Source organism: Candidatus Bathyarchaeota archaeon, assembly GCA_026014735.1.
Taxonomy (GTDB): Archaea; Thermoproteota; Bathyarchaeia; order Bathyarchaeales; family Bathycorpusculaceae; genus Bathycorpusculum.
In genome coordinates this window covers 68,918-84,036 of the sequence record JAOZHT010000004.1, presented here as the reverse complement: position 1 = coordinate 84,036, position 15,119 = coordinate 68,918, and the positions used below count along the sequence as shown (strand labels likewise).

The window sequence follows — 15,119 nt, the reverse complement described above, 5'->3', positions numbered from 1 at the left end:
AAAGTATGTCAGAGAAAAACCAAACATCCGATAACCTCGAGCAAGATGTCTTTAAGGCGCTTGAGAACCAGAAAAGACGCGACATACTTCGCTTAGTAGGCGAAAAACGCGCTGTAACCTTCACGCATATACTATCTTCCAGCAAAATCCCCGATAGCCCCACACTCTCCTATCACCTTCGTGAACTGGCGCCTTTCATAACCCAAAAACATGGCAAATACGAGTTAACCGCCATCGGAAAAGACGCCTACAACCTGCTGCTTAAAACCGCAAGCTACGGCAAAATCGTCCTGTTCCAGAAAAAACGCATGGGGGCAACCCTTGGTAACCTGCTGCTCTGGGCAATAGGCATCGTTGCAGCGGCGTATCTGGAGGTTGATATTGCCCTGTGGGCGGTCATTATGCCTTTCTTAGCTTTGATTGCCGCGGGCACCACATGGCAACTGTTTGAGGAGGTGAAAGGATGAATCAGAAACAAAAGACGGTTTCATTGGCTGGTTTAGGACTGGTGTTTGGAGCTGCTTTCGGCGCGGTCATCGGCGGCTTTTTCGGCAACATGAGCCTCGGGATAGCATTAGGCGCAGCGTTTGGGCTGCTGTTTGCGCCTTCAATAAAAAATAGCACCGCCGACAAAAATGCTAAGTCACTTTGATAATCTGGGGAATCTTGCCTGCAGTGCCAACTTCGCCTCTGTAAAGTATCATAACGCCCTCAACACCCATTATAGCTAAAGCCCGCTCTATACCAGCTTTAATCCCTGCTTGAGTCTCCCCCTTCACCGCATTACCCGCCGCAGTCGCGGCTGCATCCGCCAAAACTGCGTTTCTGCAGAAAACCGTTGCTGCCTCCGCCTCGCCAAAGCTAAACGCATGGCTAAAACGCCCCGAACTCGTTGCAACCGCCGCGGGAAACTCTGTTAAGCGAAAGCCAAAGCGCCTCGAGAGGGGCTCGTTGCCTGCTGCGACTGCGATGTCGATGGGCTGGTTGGATTGCGCCGCGATTTCGCCTCCGTCCTCCACCACCGCCACGTTGCAGCCCACCTTGAGCATGTCGGCTACGGCTATGTCGGCTATGGCTCCTGCAACCGCCGCCATCGGGCCCACGTCGGCTTTCTGGGCTGCCTGCGCCATCAACTGCGCCACCAACGGCTTAGGAGGCGCCGCTAGGGGTTTAAGGGAATGCAGAAACTTGGGGTTTGACCGCACATACAGCTCCAGTTCACGGTAGCTGCGCTTGATGGAGGCTTTGGCTGCTTCTATCGCCTCTGGCTGCTCGCTGATCAGGGTACACTGGGACTCTTTGTAGGTGAAGCATTCTTTGTGCAGGTTCGGATTCAACTTTGTTTTTCCTTGTTATTGGCTCCGTTGGGGCCGTTGGGTTTGAGGGATTTTATGGCTCGGGCGGGGCAGGCGTCTACGCAGATGCTGCAGGTGATGCCCAGACATTTCTCCTTGTCAAACACGACGGTGGAGTCTTGGTCGAGGCTGATGGCTTCAACCGGGCAAAGCGCGATGCAGCTGCCGCAGCTAAAACACTTCTGTGAATCCACCTCGACGAGTTTAGGCACCGAGACTGTGACGCCTCGTCTTCGGAAGGCAGCCACGATTTTTTCCTCTGACTCATCAGGGATTTCAGCTAGGATTTCGCCGCCTTTGGAGTTTATGTGTGCAGAAAGAATCGCCATGGGCACTTTGTATTCGATGATGATTTGTGAAGCGATGGGCTCGGAAACCTGTTCTTCGTTGAATCGGATAAGAATTCTTCCCATACATTTACCGTCCTAGGAGTTTAGACACGTCCTCCGCTGTTATGATTCCCAGCACCCGCCGCTCAATATCCACCACGGGCAACGCTGAGATGCTGTGCTGCGCCATACGCTTCGAAGCGATCTCTAGGGGCTCGTCGGGTTTAGCGGTGAAGACGTTGTGGGTTTCGATGTCAGATAGCGCCTTTTTGCCCTCTGCCATGGCGCGGGTGATGTCCCATGAAGTGACGATGCCGCGGAGTTTGCAGCCGCCATCCACCACGACGATGTGGTTGACGGATTTGGTGACTATGCGTTCGGCGATGGCGCGGATTTCCTCCTCTTCAGTGCAGGTTACCGCGGGATGCATAACGCTTACCACGAAGGGGATTTCTTCGGTTTGCCGCATCGGCTTAAAAACCGTGTTTGTCGGAAGCTGCTCGATGGGCGAGGTTAACGTGAAGGTGCCCTCTTCAATCCATGACTTAAGTGTCCGGGAGACTTTCTTTGCCATCTTTATGCTTGAAAGGGAGCTAACGCGTACCTTTTTGCCGTTGACAGTTATCGCGCCTGATTTAAGTTCTTTGTAGCTGACTTGCCCAAATTTAGGTCGGTCTCGCCTAGGCACGCTGTAGTCGACGATGCTGGTGAAGATTTCGCTGTCGCGTATGGCGGTTTTTTTAGCTAAGCCCACGTTAAGGATTGGGATGGGGATGCCTAAGCCCACGTATAGGCTGGTGCCGTATCGGCTAAAGCTGGCGCCCTGCAGGAACTCGCTGCTCATCTGCTTAGCGTCGCCCTTAACCATCAAGGTGCCATCTTGGCCTTTGGGGCTATGCTGGGTGCCCTCGCCGATGACGTATCCTTGTCCGCCGCCTAGAAAGATGCGGGTGCCCATACCGATGGTTTCGTAGTCAGGGTCATTCATAAGCGGGTTGAGTTCGCCTGCGCCGCTGAAGGTGGCGTTTCTGAATCTGGGCAGCAGCTTACTCATGTAGGTGTAGATGGTTTCGTCGCTGCTGTTCACGGCGCAGTTGTAGCGTTGGTAGCAGTTGCGGAAGTTAATGAGATAAAACTGGTTAAGGTCCTCTTTAGTGATGGTTGTATGCACGGAGGTTCGGGGGTAACAGTCAGTGCCTGCTCCAGTGGCACGGAAATCCATTTCTTTACCCGCTACCAAATCCGAGATGACGTGTCCTCCGCCATACTCAAAGTTATGTTTCTCAGACATGTTCGTGGCGCCGACAAAAATATCCACCGCTGCGCCAGGATGCCCCACTGCGACATCGTTAATCCATGCCCGATCAATCTTTATCGGTGGATCGGCGTGTCCAAGGTTAAGGATTGCGCCGCTGCTGCACATCGCGCCAAACGTGCCTGTTGTTACCACATCTACTTCTTTGAAGGCAACCTCTACGCCGCTGCTTTCCACAAGCTTCTTCATTTCCTCGGCGGTTAAAACCTGCGCGTCGCCGCTGCGGATTTTTTGGTTGATTTCTTCTATAGTTCGAGTATTCGCTTCCTTGGACAAAGTAGCCTTACCCTTGACGCCAAACGAGAAGGCGGCGGGGCAATATAATATTTGCTATTTTTCTGGAAAAAACGGAAAAAGTCGAATTTAAAGAAAACTCTTCGTTGGAACTTAAGGAATCGGGTGTCGCTTCAAATGTTGCAACAGCATGATGCAGCATAATTGTAAATTGCACAAGATCCTAGTGGTTGGCGAGGATTTTAGATGGCGAAAATTGTTGTAAATGGAGCGGAACTCTTCTACAAAGACTGGGGCAGCTACAATGCGCAACCAGTAGTTTTTAGCCACGGTTGGCCCCTTAACTCGGATGCATTCGAAGACCAAATGTTCTATCTGGCGTCCCATGGATACCGCTGCGTAGCCCATGACCGCCGGGGACACGGACGCTCAAGTCAGCCCTGGATTGGAAACGACATGGACACATACGCCGATGACCTCAACGAGTTAATGCAGGCGCTTCACCTAAAAAACGCGGTTCTGGTGGGGCACTCCACAGGCGGCGGCGAAGTGGCACGTTACATAGGCAGGTATGGAACCGATCGGGTGGCGAAGGTGGTGCTGATAGGTGCTGTGCCTCCGCTGATGCTGAAAACAGATGGCAACCCCGATGGATTGCCCCTCGAAGCGTTTGATCAGATTCGCGCATCTGTTCTTGCTGACCGCAGCCAATTCTTCAGGGAACTAAGCATGCAGTTTTACGGCTACAACCGACCAGGCGCAACTGTATCCGAGGGCGTGCGCGAGGAGTTCTGGCGTGAAGGCATGATGGCGAGTTTACCCGCAGTTTACTATTGTGTCAAGGCCTTTTCGGAGACCGACTTCACTGATGACTTGGGGAGAATCGATGTGCCCACGCTTATTCTGCATGGCGACGATGACCAAATCGTGCCGATTGCTGACCACGCGTATCTGACAGCTAAGCTCATTAAGGAAGCAACGCTGAAAGTGTTCCCGGGGGCGCCGCATGGCATGTGCACTACCCATAAGCAGCTGATTAACGAGAACCTGCTGGCCTTCATTGAGGGCACACTGCCCCCGCCTGAGAGGGAGACTATGCCCATGCAGCCCGCAGCCTAGTTAATTCTGATAGGCTTAGTTTTTTTAGCCGCTAAAAGGCGGCTCCGCCCTTTTCTTTAATGCGGCGGCTGTGCTTTGGTTAGCCTTTGCTCTTCGTTGCCTGCTGATTAACGGCGTTTTGCAGTCCCCCAATTTCTGCATAATTGCTTACAATTTGTATTTCCTCTTCAGGCAGGCTTAAAAGCTGAAGGCTTAAACATCTGCTTGACCTCCATGGCGCGCACGAAGCGGAGCAGAGTCAGCGGCGACTTAGCTGAGTACGTAGTGCTCATTTTGCATAAGGAAGGCGCCCAGACCCTGCAGCAAATCGAGGAAAAGACGGCGCTGCAGACCGTGACTTTTCATAGCCGAGCCCAAAGGCGCCATGATGATTACGCGAAGGTTCAATACGCCTGCGAGGGGCTGGTCTGCAGCAAACTGATCAAACTTAACTCCGATGCCAAATACGAGTTAACTGACGACGGCAGGGCAAAAGCGGCGGAAACCGTATGGCAGATGGAGCGGGGCGCAGCTGTCATAGAAAACCAGTTTCTCAGTCCCAGTGCCACCGCACGCAATTGCACCGTGGGCTACGTGTTTTTGGCGGCTTTGAAGATGCTGGTGGGGCTGTTTACGGGCAGCGTTGGCTTAGTTGCTGATGGCGCCGACACCACTGTGGATACGGCGGCTTCGGCGATTGTCTGGGCAGGGATAAGGTTCAAACGTGAGCTATGGGGAACCATAACGATTTTGGGGTTGATGTTCTTCACCGCCGCCTTGCTGTTCTATGATTCGGCGGGATCCATCCTTGAAAACTTGAAGGGCACTTTTGTGCCTATGACCTTGCCCCTTGTGGTTGTCATCGTGGAGCTTTTAGCGTTGGGGTTGATGATGGTGATTTCGATTTATCAGCGGTTTGTCGGGCGGAGAAGCCAGAGTTTAGCGTTGATTTCGCAGTCGATTGACTCCAAAAACAGTATGTACTCCTCAGCAGCCGTCATCGTTGGCGCCGTCGCCACAATATTTGGGGTTTACTGGGTGGATGCAGTTGTAGGCGGCTTTATAGCGGTTCGAATAACACTTGACGGCATCGATTTAACCCGTGAAGTCATAAAATCGATGCGGGGCGAAAAACCAGAGCTTTCCAAATACAAGATTCCCTTTGAAAAGCAAATTGCTACGCGGCGCAGCGCCAACTTCCGCAATTGGATACTCTACGCCATCCAAGACGAGAAAGCCCACACTAAAACCCAGCTTGTTGATTCGCTGGAAAAAACGTTCCGCCCCAGCTATATGCCCGATGTCTTCAACGAGTTCACGGTTGGTCGCGGAATGGATTTCAACGAGGAATTCGATGCGCTTATCAAGCCGCTGCTCGACGAGGGCTACCTGACCCAAGTTGACGGCAAATATGCGTTAACCAGCCGGGGCAAAACGTTCCTTAAAGACACAATCGATACCATACGGTACCGTGAAACTGAACTCTAAAAAGAAAGAAAGATTGGTTTAATGGATTTTTGAAACGATAGCGGCGGTGATTTCGCTGCCCTTATTTGACCCGCCTAAGTCATGCGTGCGCACCTTGCCCTCTTTAAGCACCGCGATTACAGCGTCCTCGATTTTCTTTGCAGCGGCCTTTTCACCAAGCCAAAATAGCATCATAGCGCCCGCCAAGATGGTTGCGATGGGATTAACGCGGTCCAAACCCGTGTATTTTGGTGCGCTGCCGTGGACGGGTTCGAACATGCCGTAGGATGCGCCGATGTTGGCTCCTGCTGCCAATCCGAGGCTGCCTGTGACCTGTGCGGCTTCGTCGGATATTATGTCGCCGAAGAGGTTTGTGGTGACCATAACATCGTATTTTTCGGGTTGCTTGATGAGCTGCATGGTAGCTGCGTCAATGTGCAAGTCATCCACTTCAACTTGGGGGTAGTTCTGCTGGGCTTCTTTAACTGCGTCTTTAAAGATGCCGTCGGTTACCCGCAGAATGTTGCCTTTATGGATGTAGGTGAGGTGTTTTCTGCGCTGCATCGCCAGCTTGAACGCGAAGTCAGCGACCTTAAAGGAGGCCTCTTTAGTGATTATGCGAAGCGCGACGCCGACGCCGGGTGCCAGAAGCGACTCCATGCCCGAGTATAAGCCCTCGGTGTTCTCGCGGACTACGACGAGGTCGATGTTGGGTTTAAGGGATTCCACGCTGGGGAAAGTCTTGCAGGGACGCACGTTTGCATAGAGGCCGAACATACGGCGTAGCGTGACGGCGACGCTGACGGGTGCACCGGGTTCCTCAGGTGTAGTCATGGGGCCCTTGAGGCATGCGTTGGTCTGCTTGATGAGCTCAACGGTTTCCTTGGGCAGGTTAGTGCCGTGCTCTGGGATGCAGTGGGCGCCTGCTTCTCCGTAGAGTATGTTGAGTTTGAAACCTGATTTCTTTTCCACCGCCTCCAAAACCTTGACTGTGGCTTCGGTGACTTCGGGTCCGATGCCGTCGCCTTTGAGTGCGGCTATGCTGTATGTTTTAGTCATAAACGTCTCTTCCTTGTGGCTTCTGTAGAATAATGTTTTTCCTTATCTGTTTTCCTGTTGATGATTTGCCTTTTTGTTTTGGGTCTAGTTAAGTTGCAGGCTGCTGCTTGGGGTTTATGGTGCGTGGTGGCTGTTGTATGGCTGCTTTAGCTTTGCTCTGTTTTCTGTTACTTGCTATACGCACAAACCACTAAGTGCCTGAATGGAGAAGAAGAATATAAGCTTGGGCAGCCATAAAGCGTCAATCGGCAGGAGCAAAGAATGGTGATGTATGAGGCGTTAAAAGACAGCGTTTTTCTGCTAATTCCCTTGGTTGCTTGGCTTCTGCTCTCCTGTATCCTCGCCTGTCAGTACTTTAAAGATAGAAACAAGCGGAAACTGGTTTTTACCATAGGCATTTTTGTATCTGCCTTTAGCTTCTACAACCCATTTATCGAAAGCATAGGTGCAACACCGTTTTTTCCCTCCTCAAATTGGCTTTTTCTACCCATAACGTTGGCGGTTGTCATCGCCGCGTTATCCAGCCTCTTTAAAGTGGAAGATTTTAAGGTGCCCTTCGCCACGTTTATGTGTGGAACATTGGCTTCAGCAGCTGCATTTTTCCTGCAGCTCCCCTCGATAGTGCAAGTTACGCTGACGATACTGTTTATGGCAACCTCCATCCCGATTCTAACGTACATATTCCTGAAGAGTCATGCATCAGCTGACCTTTACTTTTTGATGGCTGCGCTCTGCTTCCTTTTTGAGGGGCTGGTCGCAGGATTAGGGACTTCTATTGATATCCCTGTGCTTCTTGCTTTATTCGGCGTAGTTTTCATCGGCTTGATGTTTTATAGGCCCGAAAACGTGAACCCCAGCAGTTTGCCGTCTTTTATTATATTGGAAAAAAAACTCGATGAGGCAAACCATAACCTTAAGGTGATGGAGGCTAAGCTGCTTAAGGCAGAACGGCTAGCCGCCATCGGTGAACTCGCAGGCATCATTGGGCACGATTTACGCAACCCCCTGCAGGGCATCATGGGCGCCACCCACTACCTAAAGTCGCATGCTAAAGAGAAAGCCGATCCCGTCTGCTTAGAGATGCTTAATGAAATCGATGACTGCATCTTGCGGGCTGACAAAATCGTTAATGATTTAGTCGAGTACTCGCAGGTTATCACTTTAATGCCGTTCTCGACCAACCCCGCGGCGTTAACCTCGAAAACTCTCAGCCAACTCAAGCCCCCCGTCAACATCGAAATAGTGAATCAAACAGCGCCTCAGCCGCAGTTGACAGTTGACGACCTGAAGATTCAGCGGGCGTTTGCCGCTATAATCAAGAACGCCTTCGACGCCATGCCCAGCGGCGGAAAATTAACCATCAAAAGCAGAAAAAGCCGCGGCCAAGTTGTTTTCAGCTTCCAGGATACAGGCGCTGGCATGACTGAAGAGACCTTAGCTAAACTCTGGACGCCCCTGTTTACAACCAAAGCCCAGGGCATGGGTTTCGGCTTAGCCGTCAGCAAGCGTTTTGTGGAAGCACACGGGGGACAAATCATTGCCCACAGCGTCTTGGGCAAGGGCACTGAAGTCACGGTGATGTTACCCCAAGATTTCAGGGCTGCCAGTTAGCTGTGTTCTAGTTTGGGCTGACCTGCTTTCTAATCTTCAGCTGTTTATGGCGAGCTGCATTCGGCGCTGACGTATTTGGGTTTGTATTTTCGCCGAAGAATCGCCGCATTCGACTTTACCCGCATAAAACGCTTCTTGGCGTTATTCTTTTCCTGCAGCTTAATGATGTCGGATACTTTTCCAAATTTCTCATTTTCCCCGTTTTCTCGGGTGCGCTCGATTTTGATGCAGTCATCTACCATGCAGTTCGCGACGCATGCGCCGCAGTAAACACAGAGGTCATCGATGATGCCGACTTCGCCGGTCCCCCAGTAGAGCGCGTTGGTGGGGCATTTTTGGATGCAGAGTTTGCATTGTCCGCCCACGCAGGTGAATTTGTTGATGCTGATTTTGCCTTCTTTAAACAGTTCCTGCACGCCGGTGGGTTCTAAAAGCTCCTTTCGCCGCTGTTTCCTTTCTTCTTCCTCGCTTACCGCTGCCTCGTCTTCATTCATCAAGTCGAATATAGAAGGCGGCTTATCTGCAGGCATGGAGCTATCACGGTGGGTGTCTAAAAAATTGTTTTAGAATTATAATTACTTATCTTATCGCTCTGGACTTTTTCATGTTTGGAAATGCGGTTTTAACCATTTTTTTCTACATTTGTATGGCGGCTTTTAATACTTCCCTGTTATCGTTGCAACTTTGACTTATCCGGCCCCGATGGACAAGACGCACAAACAAGCAACCCCCGCCGGTAAATCCATAGAGCCGCAGTTCCTGTAATCCATCAAACATATCGCAACCTAAAACCTAATACCGCCAGCCTCCAATACATAAAGCACTGGTGGGCTATTTGGGTAGGCTTAAATTCGGTGTGTTTCTGCCCTTCTACGGCTTCCAAGCCAAAACAGCCAAAGAGCACTACCAGCAGCTCCAAACCATAACCCTGGAATGCGAGAGGCTCGGCTACGACTCCGTCTGGCTAGACGACCACCTCATGTATGGAGACACGCCGATTCTGGAATGCTGGACCACCCTCTCCGCGTTGGCTGCCCAAACCAGCAAAATCCGATTAGGCACGATGGTTACCTGCACTGCACACCGCAACCCCGCGTTGCTTGCTAAAGCCGCCGCCACCCTTGACGTAATTTCGGGGGGACGCCTCGAGCTGGGGTTAGGCTCGGGTGTACAGGAGAAGGAACACCTTGCCTACGGCTTCGGCTACCCCAAACCCAGAGTCCGCGCCGAGCAACTGGCGGAGTCATTGGAAATAATCACTCGGCTCTGGACGGAAGAAACCGCCAGCTACCAGGGCAGACACTACCATCTAAACGGCGCCGTCTGCCAGCCCAAACCCCAGCAGAAGCCGCATCCGCCCCTCATCGTGGGAGGAAACGGCAAAAAACACACCCTGCCCATAGCTGCCCGCTACGCTGACCGCTTTGACTGGGGATACTTGCCCCTTGAGGAGTACCGGCGCAAGCTGGCTGTTCTGGAGCGGCTCTGCAGAGAAGTCGGCAGGGACTTCGGGGCGATTGAGCGGTCCTGCTGGCCAAGCGGGCAGGTTCTGATGGCTCAAACACAACGGGAAGTAGATGCGAAGGTTAAGCTACATAGGCCCAAAGGCACCACGCATGAGGAATATGAGCGATACACGTTGGCTGCAACGCCCGAGGGCTGCATTACGCGCTTACAGGCTTACTTGGATTTGGGTGTGACTTATTTTATGCTCTACTTCGCCGACTTACCCTGCCTTGAAAGCCTGCGGCTGTTTAGTCAAGCTGCCGCCCAGCTGCGTTAGAGGTCGCCCCGCGCGATATGCGCCAGTTCGTGGCTGATGATTTCCTGTAGGCTATGGTAGGGGCTCTGGCGAATCAGCATAACGTAGTCTGCGCCGTCGGCTGCCTCGCCGCAAAAGACGCAGGCGTCGGTGCCCTGGACCGTGAGCAGGTGGCCCCACTCCTCGATTTCGCGTTGGTCATCCTCTGGGCAGCGGCGATGCGCCAGAACATGGTTGAAGTCGGCGTCGCTGACTTGGAGTGCTTTGATTTTGGGCAGCGGTTTTGCGCTTAGTTTTTGCCATGCCGCGGCGAGTTGGCGCCTTGGGATTTGGCGGGCTTGCATCTCTAGTCCTTCAACAGAAGCCAAAACCACATGTGTCACCTGTAAAATCAGAAAATAGGGTTGCCCTTTGGGCAGGTCACTATGTAGACAGCGGGTTTGGCGCTAAAAGCCTTAGCTGTAGCTTAGGCACAACCACAAGCAACAGCAGCCAAGGAGGGGGGCTTAGGGTTTTTGTTTGCCGTTGTAGTCGGTTTTAAGCACGTTCATGCCTGAGATGACTGCTTCGATGCTGGCTTTCACGATGTCCTCGCGTACGCCCAATGCCTTGACGGTTCGGCTGCCCTTACGCATATGCACAACCACCTCAACCATGGCGTCGGTGCCGCCGGTGATGGCTTTAACCATGTACTGCTCAAGCGTTATGGGCTCGGTTTCTTTCAATGCATCTTTGACTGCGTTTATGGCTGCGTCCACGGGGCCCACGCCGATGCCGCTGCCCCAGACTTCTTTGCCGTTAAGCTTGATTTTGGCGGAAGCCGTCGAGGTGACTTTGTTTCCTCCCACATAGGTCATCTCCTCGAGCACTATGGGTTTCTCGCCGCCTAGCCCCATTACGGTTTCAGCGATGGCGAGGACGTCGGCGTCCATGACTGTTTTGCCTTTGTCGCCTAGCTCTTTTATGCGCTGCATGATGTCGCGGAACTGGTCTTCGCTGGGTTTAAGGCCCATGTTGGTGAGGTCCGCGCGGATGGCGTTGCTGCCGCTGTGCTTGCCGGGTGCGATGCGGCGTGTGCAGCCTACCAGTTCAGGGGCAATCGGCTCATACGTTAATGGATTCGCCAAGACGCCCTGGGTGTGGATGCCGCTTTCGTGGGTGAAGGCGTTCTCGCCGACAACGGCTTTGTTGGGCTGCGTATACACGCCAGTTAGCCGAGATACGAGTTGGCTGGTGCCGTAGAGCAACTCGGTTTTGATGCCAAGCTCCAGCTTGTAGAAGGTGCGTAGCGCCACCACGATTTCCTCAAGCGCCGCGTTGCCTGCGCGTTCGCCAAGGCCATTGATGGTTGCATGGCACTCCTCGACGCCTACGCCCAGCGCCGCTACCGAGTTGGCGACTGCCATGCCGAAGTCGTTATGGCAGTGCACGCCCATGGGCACCTTAACGTTTTCCCGCAGTTTAGTGTAGAATTCTACGGTTCGCTCCGGTGTGAGGTAGCCGACGGTGTCGCAGGGGGTGACTCGGTCGCATCCAGCGGAAACCGCAGTCTGGAAAACCCTGATGAGGTAATCTATGTCGCTGCGGGTGGCGTCCTCGGCGAGTAGCTCCACAGTTAAGCCGTGGGCTTTAGCGTAGCCTACACATTCCTCAGTTATCTTAAGAACCTGCTCGCGGGTCTTGCGGAGTTTGCATTCGATATGCAAATCCGAGGTGGGTATGATCATGCTGATGGTGGATGCGCCGCTTTTCAGGACGGCGTCGATGTCGCCCCGTGTGCCTCTTGCTGCACTGCTAATTTCGGCTCGCAGCCCCTGTTTAGCGATGGCGCTGATCGAGGCTAATTCACCCTCGGATACCGCGGCGAATCCGGCTTCAATCACGTCTACGCCGAGTTCGTCGAGCCTTTGGGCTATTCGCAGTTTGTTTTCTGGGACAAGAGATACTCCGGGTGTTTGTTCACCATCCCGCAGGGTGGTGTCTAAAAATTTCACGGTTTTAGGGAAGCGGTTGAATAAAGCAATACCCCATTGTATAGTCAACTCTTCAAGTTTCACCGTCAAGCAGAGATATAAAAATTATGGTGTGTGACCTTTGCTGTGAACTCAAGGGCTAAGCGGTTTTCGGCAACTTCACTACGAGAAACCTAAAGACGTCCTCGCCGGTGTTTCGGAGAAGATGCGGAATACCTTTTGGGCTATCAATTATGGTGTCCTTCTCTACTTCGGTGGCTTGGTCGCCGACTTCCACTACGCCTTTGCCCTCAAGGATATAGAAGAAAACGTTCACGGGGGTTGTGTGCCGCTTAAGCGCTTCATCCCGCTGCAGCGCCATATGGATGACTTCCGCGTTGGGGGACGCGTAGATTTTTCGGGCGTCCACGCCATGTGCGTTTTGGACGGACTCAGCATCATGTACCTTAACGATTTTCATAGCTAAATGACAGGCGTCAGCACAGTTTAGGGTTACCCCTGACAAATAAGGGATTGCTGGCAAAAACGGGTCCGGGCTGCATTTGCGATAGGATAAGTAGGTGCTGCCAGCTTTCCCAGGTTCACGTGGCCTAAGACCACACTACAGCTGGGAACGGAACACGGTTTAACTTCTGAGTTCGGTATGGGATCAGGTGGAACCCGTGCCCTTTGACCGGCAAACCTGCAGTAACTGTACGTTGAGGCTTATATGTGTTGTTTTTGGCTTAGCGGGATTTGTTAGTTTATCGGTCATTTGAATGGATACGTTTGATAGTCGGCATAGCCAAAGCTGGATTGACGCGTAAAAAAACTTAACAGCAACCCATGCCAAATAGTTCTCATCAGCCACAGTTGAGGCATACAACTTGAAAAGTGACCAAATTAAAACCGGAACCGAAAAAGCGCCCCACCGCGCTCTTTTGAAATCACTGGGACTCCAAGACGACGACCTCGCCAAGCCCCTTATCGGCGTCGCCAACAGCTACACCAACATAGTCCCCGGACACATACACCTCCGCACCATCGGAGAAGCAGTCAAAGAAGGCATCCTGGCCGCAGGCGGCACACCCTTCGAATTCAGCACCATCGCGGTATGCGACGGCATCGCCATGGGACACATCGGCATGCGCTACAGCCTACCCAGCCGCGAAGTCATCGCTGACTCCGTGGAGATTATGCTGCAGGCCCACAGCCTCGATGGCCTGGTTATGATTTCTAACTGTGACAAAATCACCCCCGGCATGCTCATGGCAGCCGCACGGGTGGATATCCCCGCCATCATGGTTACCGGAGGCCCGATGGCTGCTGGACGCCACCGCGGCAAAAAAGTCAGCTACGCCAGCATGCCTGAAGCCACATTTGGCCAAGTTGCCATGGGAAAAATGACTGAGGCTGAACTCCTCGAATTGGAAACCAATGCGTGTCCAGGTTGCGGAAGCTGCAGCGGCATGTTCACCGCCAACACCATGGCTTGCCTCACCGAAGCGCTCGGCCTCTCGCTGCCCTACTGCGCTACGTCTCTGGCGACCAGCGCTTTTAAACTTCGCTTGGCACGGGCAACGGGTAAACAAATCGTTAAACTCATCCAAGCCGACCTTAAACCCTCCAAGATACTTACCAAAGCGGCTTTTGAAAACGCCATCGCCGTGGATATGGCGCTGGGCGGCTCAACCAACACCACCCTGCACCTGCCCGCTATAGCAAAAGAAGCCGGTGTGTCTCTTCCGCTGTCAGCGTTTGATGAAATAGGCAGAAAAACCCCGCATTTATGCAGCATGATTCCAAGCGGCATCTATGCGATGGAGGACTTGGATGCTGCAGGCGGTGTCCCGGCGGTGATGGCTGAAATCAAAGAGCAGCTTAGCCTAGATGCGCCGACTGTATCGCTAAAGACTGTGGGCCAGAACATCAAGGATGCAGTGGTGCTTGACCGCAACGTCATCCGATCCCTCTCTGATCCGGTGCATAAGGAAGGCGGCATAGCCATCTTGACGGGCAATTTGGCGCCGAAGGGCTCAGTTATCAAATCAGCCGGTGTATCCGAGAAGATGATGCGTCACAGGGGACCCGCTAAAGTCTTTGACTCCGAATCTGAAGCGCTCGCCGCAATCAGGGGCGGCAAAATCAAGGCAGGCGACGTCGTCGTCATCCGCTACGAGGGACCACGCGGCGGACCCGGCATGCCCGAAATGCTTTTCCCAACCGCCACTATCGCAGGCATGGGCCTCTCCGAATCCGTTGCCCTAATCACGGACGGCCGATTCAGCGGAGCAACCCGCGGCGGCAGCATCGGACACGTGGCGCCTGAAGCCTTCGAGGGCGGACCCATCGCGGCTCTCAAAGACGGCGACACCATAACCATCGACATACCAATGCGCATCCTGAAAGTGGAGTTATCCGACAAAGAACTGGCGGAGCGGTTGGCAGCTTGGAAACCCCGCGCGCCAAAATTCAGCAGAGGAATCCTTAGTCGCTACAAGCCCACAAGTATAGAATAAAATTGGGGGTATGGGTTTGGTTGCTGCCCAGTTTATCGGCAGCCTCCGCAACCCCATCCGTTTCTTTCATCGCCAAAGCGCGTCTGCTGCTGGTTCTGGGTTTGTTCACCGCAACCGTAGCCGTAGCTGTTGGCGCAGCTGTTTTCTTGGCATCCTTGGCCACTGCCACAGCCGTAGCAGTTGCCCGCTGCGGTGCAGGTTTGATTGCAGTATGGTTGGCCTGTTGTGCCGTTGATGCAGTTTACTTGAGTTTGGTTGCTGGGGCCTGTTAGGCAGGGTTGCTGGTTTGCTGTGTTTGTGTAGGGGGTTTGGTTGGCGCCGAATTGGGCTGCTGCGAGGCCGACGGCTGCGGTTGCGACTGTTGCTATGGTGATGAGTGCGAGGATGAGTTTTAGGTTCATTTTTTTCACCTCACAAG

Annotated in this window: 16 protein-coding genes and 1 rRNA gene; 7 read left to right on the top strand and 10 right to left on the bottom strand. The window is 53.0% G+C overall.

Translation table 11 applies throughout. From position 1 onward, the window contains the following. Nucleotides 1–5 precede the first annotated feature (5 nt). Together NWE93_12990 and NWE93_12985 are read left to right on the top strand one after the other, a co-directional pair. Entirely contained in the window at nt 6–467 is a 462-nt protein-coding gene (locus NWE93_12990; GenBank protein ID MCW4001142.1) for a helix-turn-helix domain-containing protein, read from the top strand. After that, nucleotides 464–652 (top strand): glycine zipper family protein, encoded by a 189-nt coding sequence (locus NWE93_12985; protein ID MCW4001141.1) that lies wholly within the window; start codon nt 464–466, stop codon nt 650–652. Before NWE93_12990 ends, NWE93_12985 begins: the two co-directional genes overlap by 4 nt. Here NWE93_12985 and NWE93_12980 read toward each other — a convergent pair. From NWE93_12980 to NWE93_12970, 3 genes are read right to left on the bottom strand one after another with little or no spacing between them, the layout of a single operon-like run. Continuing rightward, complete coding sequence (locus tag NWE93_12980) at nt 639–1,337, bottom strand: UPF0280 family protein (GenBank protein ID MCW4001140.1); 699 nt, start codon at nt 1,335–1,337, stop codon at nt 639–641. The genes NWE93_12985 and NWE93_12980 overlap by 14 nt on opposite strands. Further along, on the bottom strand, nt 1,334–1,768 hold the full coding sequence (locus NWE93_12975) for a 4Fe-4S dicluster domain-containing protein (GenBank protein ID MCW4001139.1): 435 nt from the start codon (nt 1,766–1,768) through the stop codon (nt 1,334–1,336). Before NWE93_12975 ends, NWE93_12980 begins: the two co-directional genes overlap by 4 nt. A 4-nt stretch (nt 1,769–1,772) precedes the next feature. Further along, nucleotides 1,773–3,275, bottom strand: a complete 1,503-nt coding sequence (locus NWE93_12970; protein MCW4001138.1) for a homocysteine biosynthesis protein — start codon at nt 3,273–3,275, stop codon at nt 1,773–1,775. Nucleotides 3,276–3,479: 204 nt separating this feature from the next. Here NWE93_12970 and NWE93_12965 point away from each other — a divergent pair, with 204 nt between their 5' ends. Beyond that, entirely contained in the window at nt 3,480–4,352 is an 873-nt protein-coding gene (locus tag NWE93_12965; GenBank protein MCW4001137.1) for an alpha/beta hydrolase, read from the top strand. Between the two features lie 213 nt (nt 4,353–4,565). Next, complete coding sequence (locus tag NWE93_12960; protein ID MCW4001136.1) at nt 4,566–5,819, top strand: cation transporter; 1,254 nt, start codon at nt 4,566–4,568, stop codon at nt 5,817–5,819. 18 nt (nt 5,820–5,837) lie between these two features. On the opposite strand, the gene NWE93_12955 is transcribed toward NWE93_12960, so the two are convergent. Further along, nucleotides 5,838–6,857: an isocitrate/isopropylmalate dehydrogenase family protein gene (locus tag NWE93_12955; protein ID MCW4001135.1), complete on the bottom strand. Its 1,020-nt coding sequence runs from the start codon at nt 6,855–6,857 to the stop codon at nt 5,838–5,840. Nucleotides 6,858–7,118: 261 nt separating this feature from the next. Between NWE93_12955 and NWE93_12950 the strand changes: the two genes are divergently transcribed. Beyond that, the gene (locus tag NWE93_12950; GenBank protein ID MCW4001134.1) at nt 7,119–8,468 is read left to right on the top strand and encodes a HAMP domain-containing histidine kinase; all 1,350 of its coding nucleotides are present in this window, start codon (nt 7,119–7,121) and stop codon (nt 8,466–8,468) included. 44 nt (nt 8,469–8,512) lie between these two features. On the opposite strand, the gene NWE93_12945 is transcribed toward NWE93_12950, so the two are convergent. Further along, nucleotides 8,513–8,998: a hypothetical protein gene (locus NWE93_12945; protein ID MCW4001133.1), complete on the bottom strand. Its 486-nt coding sequence runs from the start codon at nt 8,996–8,998 to the stop codon at nt 8,513–8,515. Nucleotides 8,999–9,303: 305 nt separating this feature from the next. Between NWE93_12945 and NWE93_12940 the strand changes: the two genes are divergently transcribed. Continuing rightward, nucleotides 9,304–10,251 carry a TIGR03560 family F420-dependent LLM class oxidoreductase gene (locus NWE93_12940; protein MCW4001132.1) on the top strand — a complete coding sequence of 316 codons (948 nt, stop codon included), beginning with the start codon at nt 9,304–9,306 and terminating at the stop codon, nt 10,249–10,251. Here the strand turns inward: NWE93_12940 and NWE93_12935 are convergent. The 4 genes from NWE93_12935 to rrf all read right to left on the bottom strand — a co-directional run bounded on the left by NWE93_12935 (nt 10,248) and on the right by rrf (nt 12,884). Then, on the bottom strand, nt 10,248–10,604 hold the full coding sequence (locus NWE93_12935; GenBank protein ID MCW4001131.1) for a hypothetical protein: 357 nt from the start codon (nt 10,602–10,604) through the stop codon (nt 10,248–10,250). The two genes, NWE93_12940 and NWE93_12935, sit on opposite strands and share 4 nt — an antisense overlap. A 132-nt stretch (nt 10,605–10,736) precedes the next feature. Next, a complete protein-coding gene (locus tag NWE93_12930) occupies nt 10,737–12,224 on the bottom strand; it encodes a 2-isopropylmalate synthase (protein ID MCW4001130.1) in 1,488 nt (495 codons plus the stop codon). Nucleotides 12,225–12,342: 118 nt separating this feature from the next. Next, nucleotides 12,343–12,663, bottom strand: a complete 321-nt coding sequence (locus NWE93_12925) for a cupin domain-containing protein (GenBank protein ID MCW4001129.1) — start codon at nt 12,661–12,663, stop codon at nt 12,343–12,345. Nucleotides 12,664–12,764: 101 nt separating this feature from the next. Further along, nucleotides 12,765–12,884 (bottom strand): 5S ribosomal RNA (gene rrf / locus NWE93_12920). Between the two features lie 185 nt (nt 12,885–13,069). On the opposite strand from rrf, the gene ilvD reads away from it, so the two are divergent. Beyond that, nucleotides 13,070–14,701, top strand: coding sequence for a dihydroxy-acid dehydratase (gene ilvD, locus NWE93_12915; protein MCW4001128.1), 1,632 nt, complete (start codon nt 13,070–13,072; stop codon nt 14,699–14,701). Nucleotides 14,702–14,733: 32 nt separating this feature from the next. On the opposite strand, the gene NWE93_12910 is transcribed toward ilvD, so the two are convergent. Continuing rightward, complete coding sequence (locus NWE93_12910; GenBank protein MCW4001127.1) at nt 14,734–15,102, bottom strand: hypothetical protein; 369 nt, start codon at nt 15,100–15,102, stop codon at nt 14,734–14,736. Nucleotides 15,103–15,119 lie beyond the last annotated feature (17 nt).